This window comes from Clostridiisalibacter paucivorans DSM 22131, assembly GCF_000620125.1.
GTDB lineage: Bacteria > Bacillota > Clostridia > Tissierellales > Clostridiisalibacteraceae > Clostridiisalibacter > Clostridiisalibacter paucivorans.
The window spans coordinates 1-14,089 of the sequence record NZ_JHVL01000007.1 but is presented as its reverse complement, the minus strand read 5'-3'; the positions used below and the strand labels follow the sequence as shown (position 1 = coordinate 14,089).

The window sequence follows — 14,089 nt, the reverse complement described above, 5'->3', positions numbered from 1 at the left end:
TAATTCCCCAGTTACCTATAGGCCTGGGGTTTTATCAGCAATAGAAAAACCCACTGAGTTGGCAGATAACAGTTATCTACCACTTGGTGGGTTATTTTTATTTGAAATAGGATTCATATAAACTGTCCATGCTAGAGGAAAAATCTCCCCATCCAGGGTTTGTACTTTTCTCCCGATCAGTCAGATAGTACTGATATTTGTAAAGCATTTTCATGGCTGTTTTATCAGCCAGATCATTTCTGTATAGATAGTATATGAGCTCATACATTTTGATGGCTTGTACATTATCTAAGCCAGTAGACCACTCTTCTGATTTTTCAATGAGTTGAATAGCGTTATTATCATTTGCTGCGAAGTAGAGCAGACCTTTGACAGCAATATAAGATAATGATTTCACTTTTCCACGATCATCCTTGTTATCAAGCATCGGATCGTATTTAGTGAGAGAAGCAATCTTTGATTCAATGGTATCTCTTAAGATTTTTTCAACTTCAGTTAGAGAAGAATCTTTGTGAATAATGATCTCAGGTGGAATGCTATCCCTTTTCGCATCTACATAATTTTGCGGAGAGATTCCAACCAGTTCATCATACACAGATTCGTGAATAGCTAGATTTGGAAAGACACTGAAAATGGGGTCTAACCAGATCTCTCTAAACTGTTCAAAACCGATGCCTCTTTTAGTGATTGGCCTTCTATCCGGAGCAATAAGAAAATTTGCATCTAAAGTGATGATCTGTTCTGGATCCTCAATAATACTTATTAATGCTGGATTAGGATGGGTAAGATTAATCTTCATCATCATCCTCCCCACTGAAGAAAGCATCAAGCTCATCTATGTCTTCTTGAGAGACTTTTATCTCATAACCAAATTCATCAGGTGTTCTATTGAAAAGGCTTAGGGTTTCTGCAAATTTATCTTCATCTATGAGATTGTCTTCAAAGTTTCTAATGATGATCTCGATTTCATTAGGGGAAGTACCAATATTTTTAGTTGGTTGATTTAGTTTAAGAAATACTTCCTTATTAGTAGCCTGACCTATTTTACCGTACTCACCCTGTAGATCTCTTTCATCAACAGAGTATAATTCTGTATACTGCTCTGATGAAATTGCACCTATCTCGTGCAGTCTTCTGACAAGTGAACGATATGGGAGCCACCATGTACAGTGGAGTCTAGCGATAAATCTCAACAGTGCTTTATGTTGAATTTTCTCAAGAGAAGATGTCTTAAACTCCTCAAGAACAATACTTTCTAGTACTGTTTCAGGCAACAAAAACTCTGCTGCAAAACGGTTAGCTTTTACTTCAATAAGGCTATTGTCTTCATCTTCCGGTCTGCTTAGATGTGAGCCGGATTTTGTGTAATAGTGATATAGCTCATGAGCAATAGCAAAGATTTGCTTATCATAAAAATCTGCAGTATTTAGCCCGATGAAAGTAAGTTTTTTATCGTCTTCTTCAGAATACATAATAGCAGCAGAAAAAGCTGGTCTATCACCTTCAGGTTCGATGGGATATTCCAGCAACATGATGTCTAGTCTATCAAGAATTGTAAAGATGTCGTTGGCAATAGGTGTTTCGCCTACAAAGCCTAGAAATCGGCGCTCATCTCCAGCTAATTTGCGAATTTCATCTACTTGGACTTCATTAAGCGTGAGTGGATTCATTTTCAAATGAGCTCCTTAATTTAATTTGCTGTCTAAGTGACAACATCATAGTGAATAGTTTTTCTACGCCTTTTTTTTCACTATCGCTTAATGCTTCACTTCGAAGAGCAACAAAAGAGTTAGTTCTTTCTTTCTCAACAAACATTTCTGTAAGATCAAAACCTAAAACATTTGATAAAGCTTCAAACTGTACAATAGATGGAGTAAAGTCTTCTCTTTCAATTCGGCCTATCATAATTCTGTTTATACCGGTTAAATTACCGAGTTCTTCTTTTGTAAATCCTTTTGATTCTCTAAGGTTTCTAACTGTTTCAGCTAATTTTTTAGTTGATAAAGTTTTCATAGTTTGGGCCTCCTTTCAATGCTATAGTATGCCCGTATCTAATTATATGATACTATAAATAACAAAATGCGTCAATCTTTATTAATATTGTACCCGATATGAAATAAATAATAACATACGATGTAAAAAACTCAATCATGAAATATACAGTTTCATAAAACAATTATGCTTGATGGAGCAGCATAGGCAAAGATTGCAAAGCTTCTAACCTCTAAAATGTACCAAACTTAGATAAAGTATTGGCTAGATTGCTGCTTTTTCAGAGTGAAATGGCTAAATCGCGTTTATGGCCAATTTGAGCCTGATTAGTCGATTGTGGAACAATCGGTCAAAAATTAAATGAAAAGCCGACACAGGCCAAACTGAAGCGTCGTTTTTTCAGAAGTTGCTCTAAAATTTTCAGTTTTGGGCAGTTTAAGCTTTTGTTTTCAAATCAACGGCTTATTTATTCTACATATATATAGGAAGAAACTCGTTCAGGAGAGAGATGTATTGTCATGATGGAATGAGATAGCTTTTTACATTATATGAAGAAAGTGCTCTCTCGATGTATTAAACGGGGAAGGCTGCAAATAAAAAAGCTCCATCCACTTTTGGATAGAGCTACGAACTTCTTTATATATTTAGAATCAATTGCTTACGTATGCCGTAATTCGAACTAGTTCGAATTATATAGTAGTTATCGTTCAATGTCAAGTATCAGAATATTCTGAAAACAAAATAGTTGGTGCAAGGTTTTCTCAAAAAAATTGATTTTTTCAATCCTGTATTTTGTAATTGGTCCTGATCATCTCAGTGATTTTAGATTACATAATGAGACTTTGTATATTGACCTCAGTTTATTTTAGATAAAGAAAGGTCTGCTCTACTAATTTTAAAACGCTCTGAGAGCGTATGTATGGATCAAAATTCTTGCTCATCATGTCGTGATGGGCTTTTTTGCTGTTAAAAACTTGAATATTACCGAGAAATGAGGCTAAAATCAACTTTTTTCTTGACATTTTTCTATGTATTGGGTTTCCTTTTTATCCTTCGAGAATCAAGGCGAGGTGAGTATGGGGAAAGGATGAATACCTTGCTAGTCCAGTAAAATCAAGGGTTTCAGAGGTTGGCATAAAAGGGCTAATGTTACAGAATGGTTACATGTAGTACCATTCAATCAAGAGAGGGGTTTATGTAAGATATAGTGTTAGATATAACTAGACATACAATATATAGATTTTGATTAATTAAGCAATCAAAGTGCTTCGATGCATTTTATACATACATTTAAACAAAAAGGAGGTGGCGACAGAATGAATAAAGATGACTTCGATAAATACTTAGCTGTACGTTATCAAGACCAAATTAAATGGTATAGCGATAAAGCTACCCATTATAAGAGACTATATCAATTATTTCAATGGTTAGTTGTCATTCTGTCAGCTATTGTTCCAGTGCTGATTCTGATTGTTCCAGAAGAAAAAGAACTTATTACAGTTGGTATTTCAGTCTTATTAACAATTGGGACTTCGGGATTAAAAACATTTAAATTTCAAGAGAATTGGATTAATTATAGAACAATATCTGAAACTCTAAAGAAAGAGAAATACTTCTACGATGCTGGACTTGATGATTATTCTAGATGTGAGGATAGAATGTCAACATTTGTTGAGAGGGTTGAATCCCTAATTTCTAGAGAGAATAGCATGTGGATTATGACTCATATGAAGAAAGATAAAGATGGAGAGAAGGAGGGGTGTTAGATGGGACACAAATGCTTCATATCGTTTAAAACTGAAGATATTGATTATAAGGAATACATTCAAAATGATTTAGATGTAGATATGATTGATAAATCTTTAAACACTCCAATTAATTCAGATGATGAAGATTATATTATGCAAAAAATTAGAAGTGATTATTTATCAGATTCTACAGTAACATTATTCTTAATTGGACAGTACTCATCGGAAAATTTAGGTTGGTATGAACAACGTTATATTATGAGAGAGCTTCAAGCTTCTCTATATAATGGTAAAGGTAATTCCAGAAGTGGAATATTAGGAATAGTGTTACCAGCGATGTACGATTCGATATATAAGGGCAGTCAAGAATGTAGTTCCTGTGGAAAAGAGCATAATATTGTGGCAATTAATGATAGCACAGTAATAAAGGAATTTAGTTATAACTATTACATACCAAATAATAAATGTTTCCATAGTGAAGAAGATAGATATTGTGTATTGGTTAAATGGGATGATTTCTGTAAACAGCCCAATGTGTATATTGATAAAGCTTATGATAAAAGATTTGAGCCAATTGCAAATAAAGTTAAAGTATATGGGAATAGAGATTAGATTTTAGAAGAAGGGGAGTACGAAAAATGGCTGAAAAGATATGGCTTGCCTCACCACATATGAGTGATGAAGGTTATGAACAAGAATATGTAAAAGAAGCTTTTGATGCAAATTGGATAGCACCACTAGGGCCTAATGTAAATGGTTTTGAGCAAGAACTTGCCGCTAAAGTATGTATTGGACATGCTGCTGCATTAGCGTCAGGTAGTGCTGCTATACACTTGGCACTTAAAGCAGCAGGGGTTGGAGAAGGAGATATAGTGTTCTGCCAAGATTTGACTTTCTCAGCTACGGCTAATCCCATTATATATCAACATGCTAAGCCAGTTTTTATAGATAGTGATTATGAAACTTGGAATATGAGTCCTAAGGTGTTAGAAGAAGCATTTCAAAAATATCCTGAGGTAAAAGCTGTTCTAGTTGTACATCTTTATGGACTTTCAGCTGATATGGATAAGATAGTGGATTTATGTAAGAAACATAACGTGACTCTTATAGAAGATGCTGCTGAGTCTTTAGGTACATATTATAAAGGGAAACATACAGGTACCTTTGGAGATTATGGTATATTTTCATTTAATGGTAATAAGATAATCACTACTTCTGGAGGTGGAATGTTAGTTTCTAATAATGAAGAGAAAATTGCAAAAGTTCGTTTTTGGGCTACTCAAGCTAGGGATCAAGCAAGGCATTATCAGCATTCAGAGTTAGGGTTCAACTACCGAATGAGTAATATAGTTGCTGGTATTGGAAGAGGACAATTAAAAGTATTAGATCAAAGAGTTGAGAAGAAGAAATATATCTTTGAGTTTTATAAGAGAGAACTTGGTGGGTTTGAAGGTGTAGAGTTCATGCCAGTTAATGAATGGAATGAACCGAACTACTGGTTAAGTGTTATGACATTGAAAGGTAAAGTTAGACCTCTTGATGTTATGGAAGCATTAGAGAAAGAAAACATTGAATCAAGACCTGTGTGGAAGCCGATGCATATGCAGCCATTCTTTGCTGAGTATGATTATGTAGGTGGAGATGTGAGTGAGAGGCTCTTTGAGAATGGTGTGTGTTTGCCATCTGATACGAAGATGACGGATGAGGATCTTGAGAGGATATGTGGGATTATAAAGGGACTGTGGTCTAAATAATAAGTAGGTGCTTATAAATGCAGAGTGAAGTTAAAGAAGAAGTTAAAGTGAATAAGGGCATATACGGAAGATTTCTCAAACGACCAATGGACTTAATTTTGTCTTTGATGGCAATTATGATTTTAAGTCCTGTGATTATAATCGTTGCGATTCTTGTTAGGTTAAAGCTGGGTAGTCCAGTACTGTTTAAACAGAAAAGACCTGGGCTTAATGAGAAGATTTTTACGATGTATAAGTTCAGAACAATGACTGACGAGAGGGATGAGAGTGGAGAGTTGCTACCAGACTCAGTGAGGCTTACTAAGTTTGGTAGGATGCTAAGATCTACTTCATTAGATGAACTTCCGGAGCTGCTCAATATTCTTAAAGGTGATATGAGTATTGTTGGACCGAGGCCTTTACTAATTCAGTACTTAGAGCTCTATAATGACCATCAAAAAAGAAGACATGAAGTGAGACCAGGTCTTTCAGGATATGCTCAAGTCAATGGGCGTAATGCTATCAGCTGGGAAGATAAGTTCAATCTTGATGTTGAGTACGTAGATAACGTCAGTTTGTTAGGTGATTGGAAGATTATTTTTCTTACTATAAAGAAGGTTTTTGTAAAAGAAGGTATTAGCTCAGATACATCAGTTACGATGGAATACTTTGAAGGAAGCAAGGTTGAGAATTAAGACATTTAGACTTAAGAGATTACTGTAATCATATATTTATTATTTCAGAGAGGAATGTACTTATCATGAAAGACAAATTGATTATTATTGGTGCCAGTGGACACGGAAAGGTTGTCGCTGATATCGCAATTAAAATGAATAAGTGGCAAAGTATCGCATTCCTCGATGATGACGGGTCTATTAAGACATCTATGGGGTTAGAAGTTATTAGTAAGACTACTGATACTTTTATATATAAAGATGAAGCTGACTTCTTTGTTGCTATTGGAAATAATACTACGAGGGAGAAGATACAAAAGAAATTGATAGATGAAGGAATATCAGTAGTTAGTCTGATTCATCCTAGTGCAGTTATTGGTACTGATGTTGAGATAGGCATCGGTACAGTAGTAATGGCTGGAGCAGTGATCAACAGTTCTACTAAAATTGGCAAAGGATGCATTATCAATACAAGTTGTAGTTTAGATCATGACAATTTGATAGAAGATTATGTGCACATTTCCCCTGGTGTTGGGATTGCGGGGAGTGTGAGTATTGGTAAAAGTACATGGCTAGGAATTGGAAGTGTTGTAAGCAATAACGTGAATATCTGCAGTGGTTGCAAAGTTGGTGCGGGGGCTGTGGTGGTTAATGATATTACTGAACCTGGAACATATGTTGGGGTTCCGGTGAGTAAGATAAATTAAATCAAACCAGAACACACTATTATATGAAAAGAGGAAGTTGATTATGAATTATTTTGTTTATGTTGATGGTATTTTAGGGGTTAAAACAAATGAGAAAGAGTTTCCTTGGTCTTATGGAACGGTAGCTCCAGAATCTACAAAAGAAAAGTTCGATGAGTGTAAGATAAAAATTAATGTAGATGTAAGACATTCAAATGATGTTTTTGGTGCAGATATTAGTCTTGATAAAATGGGTAAATACCATTATTTTAGCGCCAACAGAAATGAGGATAAAGTTTACTACGAAAGAAATTTCTTTGGCAAAAGTAAATTAAGATATTCTATCGAGATTAATGGAAACGAAATAAATGTTATTGTAGGCAAAAACTATATGAAGTATGTGAAGCATAGAATAATGGGTCTACATTCAATGTCATACACATTAACTGATATTACAGCAGGGTTACTATTAAAAAATGGGATAGCCACTATACATTGTTCAGCAGTTAATGAAGATAATCAATCGATTATTATATTTGCTCCGCCGAATACAGGCAAAACACTCACAAGTATTCAGCTGTGTAAGGACCATAACTTCAAGTTTATTGCAGAGGATTTTGCATTAACAGATGGAGAAAATGTATGGGCTGTTCCGTGGACAAGCACCTTTAGATATTATGATGATATAAACGAATCTAAAGTTGATACTATTGTCAACAAAATCACCTCGGTATTGCCAATCATGGAATTGATTTCCTTTAAGAAAAACAAGTCGATTGATACATATCTTGGAGAAGATAGTATTAAGCATTTTTCTAGAGCAACGGATATTGTCGTTCTTGAAAGAGGAAAAAGCGATATCGAAAGAGATAAGGCTGAAGGCCTAAGGAAATTAATTAACCTTAATAAATATGAATTTAATTATCATAAGGCACCATCTATTGTAGTTATGGATTACTTTAACGAAGGGTTTTCACCGGAAGCAATGTATGAGACAGAGAAGAAAATATTAAGCAAACTCATAGATAACTGCAACTATGCATCAATTTCTGAAGAAAATGCTCTAAACTATGCAAATGTAGTTCTAAGTGAAGTAGTAGAGAAAAAGAGATGAAGAAAATAGTACATGTATTTACTGTTTCAATGTCGGTAATCTTCTTAGAAGGATTATTCGAAAAATTGAAAAGTAAAGGATATGAATTAATAGTAATCTGCTCAGATGGTGAAGAAGTTCGATATCAAGAAAGAGTTGGTAATATAAAATACTATCCGGTTAGTATGAGTAGAGGTATAAATCCCATAAAAGATTTATCTGCACTGATTAAAATAATATCTATTCTTAAAAAAGAAAAGCCACAAATTGTTCATGGACATACACCTAAAGGTGGTCTTTTGGCGATGTCAGCTGCAAGGATGCTTAGAATAAAGAATAGACCATATCATCTACATGGGTTAAAGTATCCTAGTGAAGTAGGAGCAAGACGTTCAATCATTAAATGGATGGAAAAAGCGACAATCAGTCTTTCAACCAAGGTTTTTGCTGTTAGTAATAGTCTTAAAGAGTTTACAATTTCTTCGGGATTAGGATCAAATATAAAAGTTAATGTTTTATTAAACGGTAGCGTTAAAGGAATTGATATCGGAAGGTCAGAGGAAATACGAGTCAATAGAGAACAAATAGCTATTAAGTTAGGTATAAAGCAGCATGAAATAATAGTAGGTTTCGTAGGAAGGATAACAGAAGAAAAAGGTGTTTTTGAACTATTAAGAGCATATAAGAATTTAGTTGAGTCAAAATATGATGTTGGATTAATTCTATGTGGTCCAACAGAAATTAAAAATGTGCAAAATAGTGTTTTGTTTGATGAGATTAGAGAATTGCCTAATGTACAATATTTTGGACAGGTTGATAATCCATTAGAATATATGGCTTGTTGTGATATTTTTGTTCTGCCTTCTTGGAGAGAAGGATTTGGATTAGTTAACATTGAAGCAAACTCAGTTGGATCCCCTGTGATAACAACAAATATCGTAGGATGTAAAGATTCAATTGAAGATCAAAAAACTGGAATTCTTGTTGAAAGTAAAAATGTGAGTGCTTTATTCGAGGCTCTATTGCTTCTAATTGAAGATCCAGAATTAAGGAAAGAAATGGGGCAGAATGGAGTTCAGAGAGTGAAAGATTTATATGATAGAAATAAAATTTGGGATACTCTATTAGAAGAATATGAAAGAATGATTAAGGTGGTGAGAGCTTGAAGGTATTATTTGCACACGGACTGAAATTTTTTGAAGACTCAAATGGAAACTTGTATCTTCGAGGATATGACACAAATTATTGGAACAGATATCTAAAACATTTTGATGAATTATATGTAATTGGTCGTAAACAACGCATTAGTGATGAATATATATCAGGATTTAATAAATTTGAAGGCAATGGTTTGTTTTTTGTGGAAGTTCCAGATATTCACAACTATAAAACTTATTTTAGAAGTAACAGATTATTTGAAAGTATAGCTAAGAAAATAGTGAATGATGTAGATGTAATTATAGCAAGGATACCAGGAACTTATTCTTCAAAAATTATTAGATATGCAAAGCAGAAGAACAAACCTTACTTAGTAGAAATGGTAGGTTGTCCATGGGATTCCTTATGGAATCATAGCTTCAAAGGAAAACTAGTTGCACCTTTTATGATGCGATCTACAAAAAAAATACTGCAACAAGCGCCTTATGTTATATACGTTACTAATCAGTTTTTACAAAAAAGATATCCTACGAAAGGGAAGCAAACTAATTGTTCCAATGTAACGTTGCCAAAGATGGATGATGCAGTCCTAACTAAGAGAATTGAAAAAATTAAAAGCAGTAAATCCTTAGAGATTGTGATAGGAACGACAGCAGCGGTGGACGTTCGTTATAAAGGACAACAATATGTTATTGGGGCTCTAGGTAAATTAAAAGAAAGTGGAGTTACCAATTACAGATATCAATTAGTGGGTGGAGGCGATACTTCATATCTAAAGAGTATGGCCCAAAAATATAATGTTGAAGAACAAGTTGAATTTCTAGGTGCCAAATCCCACGATAAGGTTTTTGAATGGCTCGATACAATTGATATATATATTCAGCCAAGTAGACAAGAGGGATTACCAAGAGCATTAATTGAAGCAATGAGTAGGGGGCTGCCTAGTATCGGAGCTGCGACTGGTGGTATACCTGAACTTTTAGAAAATGAATATATATTCTCAAATACAAAATCAAATATTAATGAGATTATCAATATATTAAGAACTTTTACTTTAGATTCATTAGAAAGACAAGCTATACGAAATTTCAAAGTATCTTCAAAATATGATAAAAAAAATATTTCAACTAGAAGATTTAATTTCATAGATGACTTCATTAAAAATTTGGAAAGGGAAACTTCTTAATGAATATTGTATTGTTAATACCTAAGATAAGCTATGGTGGCGCATCAAAGATAATAATTTGGTTAGCTAATCAATTGAGTGATACAGGATATAAGGTTTCAATAATTGAGTTTTATACAGGAGAATCTCATCAAAAAATTAATGAGGAAATAGAAGTAATTAGACTAGATATTAACCAAAGTAAAAATAGAGTATTGAGATTATTATTCGGAACAATTATAGCTGAATATCGATTACATCGGGTAATAAGAAAGGTAAGGCCAGATTTAGTTATTACTTTTGGCGATCCTATCGGCAGTTTATATATACTAATCAATAAAATAAACAGCAAAAGAAAAATTATAGTTTCTGAGAGATCAGATCCATACTCAGTTAATGGACTTAATCATAAGATAAGAAGAGCGTTCTTTAATTTGGCAGATGGAATAGTTTTTCAAACTGAAGAGGCCATGAAATATTTTTCTAATAATATACAATCTAAAGGGGTTATTATTGCAAATCCAATAAACATAAATAAGGTTAAAAGAGCTCCATATAGTAGGAGGAAAAATAAAATTGTTTTTGTAGGTAGGTTTGATGTTGTACAAAAAAGACAAGATATAATGGTAGAAGCTTTTTTTGAGATAAAAAAATACCATAAAGATTTGAGTTTGGTATTTTATGGGGATGGTAAAGATGAAAGCTTAATTAGAGAACTTGTCAACACCAAGGGCTTAGAGGAAAGCGTAATTTTTGCGGGCCGTGTAGAGAATGTTTTAGAGAAAATATGGGATGCAAAAGTGTTTGTATTAACTTCAGATTATGAAGGAATACCTAACGCATTGATAGAAGCTATGGCATTAGGCATTCCAGTAGTTTCTACGGATTGTAGTCCGGGTGGTGCTAGATTACTTATTGACAATAATAAAAATGGGATACTAGTACCTACAGGAGATCCAAAAGGTATTAGTAGAGCTATTAGGTATATACTAGAGAATCCCAATGAAGCAGAAAGATATGGGACTTTAGCACAAGAAATAGTCACAGAATATTCAAGTGAAGAGATAATGGGACGATGGATTTCTTTTATAGAAAAGTTATAAATAAAGTTCATCTTAGATGAAGGAGCAGGATAAATGACTAATGAAAGAGATATGAGTGGATTATCAAAATTCCATAAATTGATACTCCTAATTTATATTAGTGTTCAATTAAATCCTTATGCTACATCTGCTATGGGAGGGATTTTTCAATGGGCGTTAATAGCAACAATTGGAATTCTTTTTTTTATTAGGAGTGTTCAAGGGAAATTAGTTATTAATCGTTATATCATTTGGTTGACAATGTTTATTTTTCTATTAGTATCTTCACTACTTTGGACTAAAAACATAGAATACACTTTTGGTTACATCAAAAATGGAGTATTGATTATTATTACATTAGGTTATATCTCAAATTTAGTAAAGACAAAAAAAGAGTTGTTTGAGATTATCTCTATCTTTGTTTATGCAGCTGCGATAAATGCTTTATTTATTATTCTTTTGATAGATTTTTCATCATTGGGGTTATCTAGACTAAGAATCATTTTTGATGGATATGAGTGGAATGCAAATAGAATAGGAACATTGATGGCCTTGGCTACTTATGCAAATATTGTAATTCGTAATCAAAATACTATAAAAATAAACAAAAATTTTAACTCGTTTTTAGCTCTGGTTTTTTCAGTAATTGCATTAATTAGTGGATCAAGACAGGCTTTTTTCGTACTTGTATTTTCTCCATTAATGTACTTATATTTACTGAATAAAAGAAAGAGGATTAAATATATTCTAATTGGATCAATATCTATGTATTTTTTATTTTTTATTGTGATGAATAATCAAGCTCTATTTAATATGATTGGAATGAGAATACAAAGTTTACTGAGCATATTTTTATCAGTTGAATCTAAAAGTCAAGCAGTTCAATATAGTGATGAAGTCAGATTATTAATGATGAGATTTGGTTTAAAGGAATTTATGAACAATCCAATCATTGGACATGGGATGGGAAGCTATAAAGTCTTATACGGACTTAATTTTGGGCGAGAAATGTATGCACACAATAACTATATTGAGTTATTAGTAGGGTTGGGTATGACTGGTTTTATTGTTTACTATTATATACTTGTAAATATTGTTAAACAAAGTCTAAGGTACATAAAAAAAGGCTCATGTTTAGTTCTATTTTCGTTAATAACAACTTTCACTTTATTAGTTCTAGATATTGGTAGTATAGGAGTTTCGAGTTATTATTCACAACTATTTATTTGTTTAGCATATCTATCTATACACGTTTATAAAAAAGAAAAAACAACACATCAAAGTAAATCAGTTGAAAGGTAGATTTTTATGAATAAAAAAAAACGAGTGCTGACTAATTCTATACTATATATTATTAGTACTTTGCTCATTAAAGGTTTTGGATTTTTGTTATTACCTATATATACACACTATTTATCTCCGGCAGACTATGGAGTAATAAATCTCATCAATGGTTTTAATGGGGTTGCAACATACATCATTGCGTTCTCACTATATTCCGCGGTGATAAGATTTTATACAGATTATAAAAGTGATCAAGAAAAATTAAAGAGGCTATACAGTACAGTCATATTTTTTATATTAGTATCAGGAGTTTCTTTCTTCAGTTTAAGTATTTTACTTAAGGATATGGTGATTTCCGTATTTTTTGAGGGAGTAAAGTTTTATCCAATAATACTAATTGTAATGTTTACATTAACTTTTGTCACGATGCATACATTACATCAAAGTATTCTTCAAGGAATGCAACAAGGAAGAAAACTAACCTTAGCAAATTTAAGTTTCTTTTTCGTTCAAGTATCCCTTAATATAGTCTTCTTGATAGTCTTAGATTACGGTTTAAGTGGTATAGTGATCGCTACTTTTCTTGTTAATATTGGATACTTCTTTTATATGATACTTGATTTGATGCAAAACAATTTAATAACGTTTTGTATTGATTTAAATATTTTGAAAGAAGCATTAAGGTATTCTATCCCATTGATGCCACATAATTTATCTACTCACATTGCAACATTTGCATCTAGAATTTTTATTAATTTCAATGGAACTTTAGCATCGGTAGGTTTATATGGTATTGCAGTCCAATTTTCAATAATAATTGATACAGTTCAAGTTGCTGTTAACAAAGCGTTTTCTCCTTGGTTTTATGAACAAATGCAATCTAATAGACAAAATAGCAAAAAAGAAATTGTCGATTTTTCAAAATTTTTACTATTACCGTATTCGATAATCTATTTATTAATTGGATTATTTTCCCAAGAGTTAATTATTTTAATGACAGAAGATAAATATATATTGTCGTGGACTGTAGTGCCAATATTAACTTTAGCTTATTCGATCAAATCTATATATTATTTTTATGTAAACATATTATTTTATCACAAAAATGCAACAAACAAACTTTTTGTGTCAACAATAACAGGCAGTTTAGTTGATATTGCTTTAGCTTATCCCCCTGTGTTAGAATAGTTGTCATATAGATGTTATAATAATTGTGAGTAAAGAAAGGATGACAATCTATATGAAAAATAAGAGCTATAATAAAGAATACATTGAAGATATATTAAGGCAAATATCTCCGCCAATAAATAAAAAAGTATCACAGGTATCTAAGGAAACAGGAGTATCTACAAACACTATCTATGGGTGGAAGAGAAAAGCTAGAATAGAAGGCAAATTAATACCCAATAGTAATCCTAATCGACTTAAGAGATGGAGAAAAGAAGATAAACTTAAAATTGTAATGGAAACATTT

At 32.7% G+C, this 14,089-nt stretch carries 15 protein-coding genes; 12 read left to right on the top strand and 3 right to left on the bottom strand.

The genetic code is table 11. The features are described 5' to 3' along the window. Positions 1–97: 97 nt before the first annotated feature. Genes Q326_RS0104460 through Q326_RS0104450 form a run of 3 tightly spaced genes read right to left on the bottom strand, consistent with a single transcriptional unit; the run spans position 98 to position 2,013 of the window. Complete coding sequence (locus tag Q326_RS0104460) at positions 98–799, bottom strand: hypothetical protein (RefSeq protein WP_026894278.1); 702 nt, start codon at positions 797–799, stop codon at positions 98–100. Next, the gene (locus tag Q326_RS0104455) at positions 789–1,670 is read right to left on the bottom strand and encodes an ImmA/IrrE family metallo-endopeptidase (protein ID WP_026894277.1); all 882 of its coding nucleotides are present in this window, start codon (positions 1,668–1,670) and stop codon (positions 789–791) included. The genes Q326_RS0104460 and Q326_RS0104455 overlap by 11 nt, the downstream gene beginning before the upstream one ends. Continuing rightward, positions 1,651–2,013, bottom strand: a complete 363-nt coding sequence (locus tag Q326_RS0104450; protein ID WP_026894276.1) for a helix-turn-helix transcriptional regulator — start codon at positions 2,011–2,013, stop codon at positions 1,651–1,653. Before Q326_RS0104450 ends, Q326_RS0104455 begins: the two co-directional genes overlap by 20 nt. A gap of 1,295 nt (positions 2,014–3,308) precedes the next feature. Between Q326_RS0104450 and Q326_RS17860 the strand changes: the two genes are divergently transcribed. The 12 genes from Q326_RS17860 to Q326_RS0104390 all read left to right on the top strand — a co-directional run. Next, positions 3,309–3,758, top strand: a complete 450-nt coding sequence (locus Q326_RS17860; protein ID WP_051531128.1) for a DUF4231 domain-containing protein — start codon at positions 3,309–3,311, stop codon at positions 3,756–3,758. Next, positions 3,759–4,352 carry a TIR domain-containing protein gene (locus Q326_RS0104440; RefSeq protein ID WP_026894275.1) on the top strand — a complete coding sequence of 198 codons (594 nt, stop codon included), beginning with the start codon at positions 3,759–3,761 and terminating at the stop codon, positions 4,350–4,352. 26 nt (positions 4,353–4,378) lie between these two features. Next, on the top strand, positions 4,379–5,494 hold the full coding sequence (locus tag Q326_RS0104435) for a DegT/DnrJ/EryC1/StrS family aminotransferase (RefSeq protein WP_026894274.1): 1,116 nt from the start codon (positions 4,379–4,381) through the stop codon (positions 5,492–5,494). A 17-nt stretch (positions 5,495–5,511) separates the two neighbouring features. Beyond that, positions 5,512–6,168, top strand: coding sequence for a sugar transferase (locus tag Q326_RS0104430; protein ID WP_026894273.1), 657 nt, complete (start codon positions 5,512–5,514; stop codon positions 6,166–6,168). Positions 6,169–6,233: 65 nt separating this feature from the next. Beyond that, positions 6,234–6,854 carry an acetyltransferase gene (locus tag Q326_RS0104425; RefSeq protein ID WP_026894272.1) on the top strand — a complete coding sequence of 207 codons (621 nt, stop codon included), beginning with the start codon at positions 6,234–6,236 and terminating at the stop codon, positions 6,852–6,854. Between the two features lie 43 nt (positions 6,855–6,897). After that, positions 6,898–7,947, top strand: a complete 1,050-nt coding sequence (locus tag Q326_RS0104420) for a hypothetical protein (protein WP_026894271.1) — start codon at positions 6,898–6,900, stop codon at positions 7,945–7,947. Beyond that, positions 7,944–9,092, top strand: coding sequence for a glycosyltransferase family 4 protein (locus Q326_RS0104415; RefSeq protein WP_026894270.1), 1,149 nt, complete (start codon positions 7,944–7,946; stop codon positions 9,090–9,092). The genes Q326_RS0104420 and Q326_RS0104415 overlap by 4 nt, the downstream gene beginning before the upstream one ends. Further along, positions 9,089–10,270, top strand: a complete 1,182-nt coding sequence (locus Q326_RS0104410; RefSeq protein WP_026894269.1) for a glycosyltransferase family 4 protein — start codon at positions 9,089–9,091, stop codon at positions 10,268–10,270. Before Q326_RS0104415 ends, Q326_RS0104410 begins: the two co-directional genes overlap by 4 nt. After that, positions 10,270–11,352, top strand: coding sequence for a glycosyltransferase (locus Q326_RS0104405; RefSeq protein ID WP_026894268.1), 1,083 nt, complete (start codon positions 10,270–10,272; stop codon positions 11,350–11,352). The genes Q326_RS0104410 and Q326_RS0104405 overlap by 1 nt, the downstream gene beginning before the upstream one ends. Positions 11,353–11,385: 33 nt before the next feature. Next, positions 11,386–12,633, top strand: coding sequence for an O-antigen ligase family protein (locus Q326_RS0104400; protein WP_026894267.1), 1,248 nt, complete (start codon positions 11,386–11,388; stop codon positions 12,631–12,633). Positions 12,634–12,639: 6 nt separating this feature from the next. Then, entirely contained in the window at positions 12,640–13,803 is a 1,164-nt protein-coding gene (locus Q326_RS16655) for a lipopolysaccharide biosynthesis protein (RefSeq protein WP_034601151.1), read from the top strand. A 52-nt stretch (positions 13,804–13,855) separates the two neighbouring features. Next, positions 13,856–14,089: transposase (locus Q326_RS0104390; protein WP_026894266.1), on the top strand; the 234-nt coding region annotated here is incomplete at its 3' end.

Bases quoted from the DNA above. Each gene is read 5' to 3' on its own strand.
- Q326_RS0104425 (WP_026894272.1), top strand. From the start codon at position 6,234: ATGAAAGACAAATTGATTATTATTGGTGCCAGTGGACACGGAAAGGTT.
- Q326_RS0104440 (WP_026894275.1), top strand. From the start codon at position 3,759: ATGGGACACAAATGCTTCATATCGTTTAAAACTGAAGATATTGATTAT.
- Q326_RS0104455 (WP_026894277.1), bottom strand. From the start codon at position 1,670: ATGAATCCACTCACGCTTAATGAAGTCCAAGTAGATGAAATTCGCAAA.
- Q326_RS0104460 (WP_026894278.1), bottom strand. From the start codon at position 799: ATGAAGATTAATCTTACCCATCCTAATCCAGCATTAATAAGTATTATT.
- Q326_RS0104400 (WP_026894267.1), top strand. From the start codon at position 11,386: ATGACTAATGAAAGAGATATGAGTGGATTATCAAAATTCCATAAATTG.
- Q326_RS0104415 (WP_026894270.1), top strand. From the start codon at position 7,944: ATGAAGAAAATAGTACATGTATTTACTGTTTCAATGTCGGTAATCTTC.
- Q326_RS16655 (WP_034601151.1), top strand. From the start codon at position 12,640: ATGAATAAAAAAAAACGAGTGCTGACTAATTCTATACTATATATTATT.
- Q326_RS0104420 (WP_026894271.1), top strand. From the start codon at position 6,898: ATGAATTATTTTGTTTATGTTGATGGTATTTTAGGGGTTAAAACAAAT.
- Q326_RS17860 (WP_051531128.1), top strand. From the start codon at position 3,309: ATGAATAAAGATGACTTCGATAAATACTTAGCTGTACGTTATCAAGAC.
- Q326_RS0104405 (WP_026894268.1), top strand. From the start codon at position 10,270: ATGAATATTGTATTGTTAATACCTAAGATAAGCTATGGTGGCGCATCA.
- Q326_RS0104450 (WP_026894276.1), bottom strand. From the start codon at position 2,013: ATGAAAACTTTATCAACTAAAAAATTAGCTGAAACAGTTAGAAACCTT.
- Q326_RS0104430 (WP_026894273.1), top strand. From the start codon at position 5,512: ATGCAGAGTGAAGTTAAAGAAGAAGTTAAAGTGAATAAGGGCATATAC.
- Q326_RS0104435 (WP_026894274.1), top strand. From the start codon at position 4,379: ATGGCTGAAAAGATATGGCTTGCCTCACCACATATGAGTGATGAAGGT.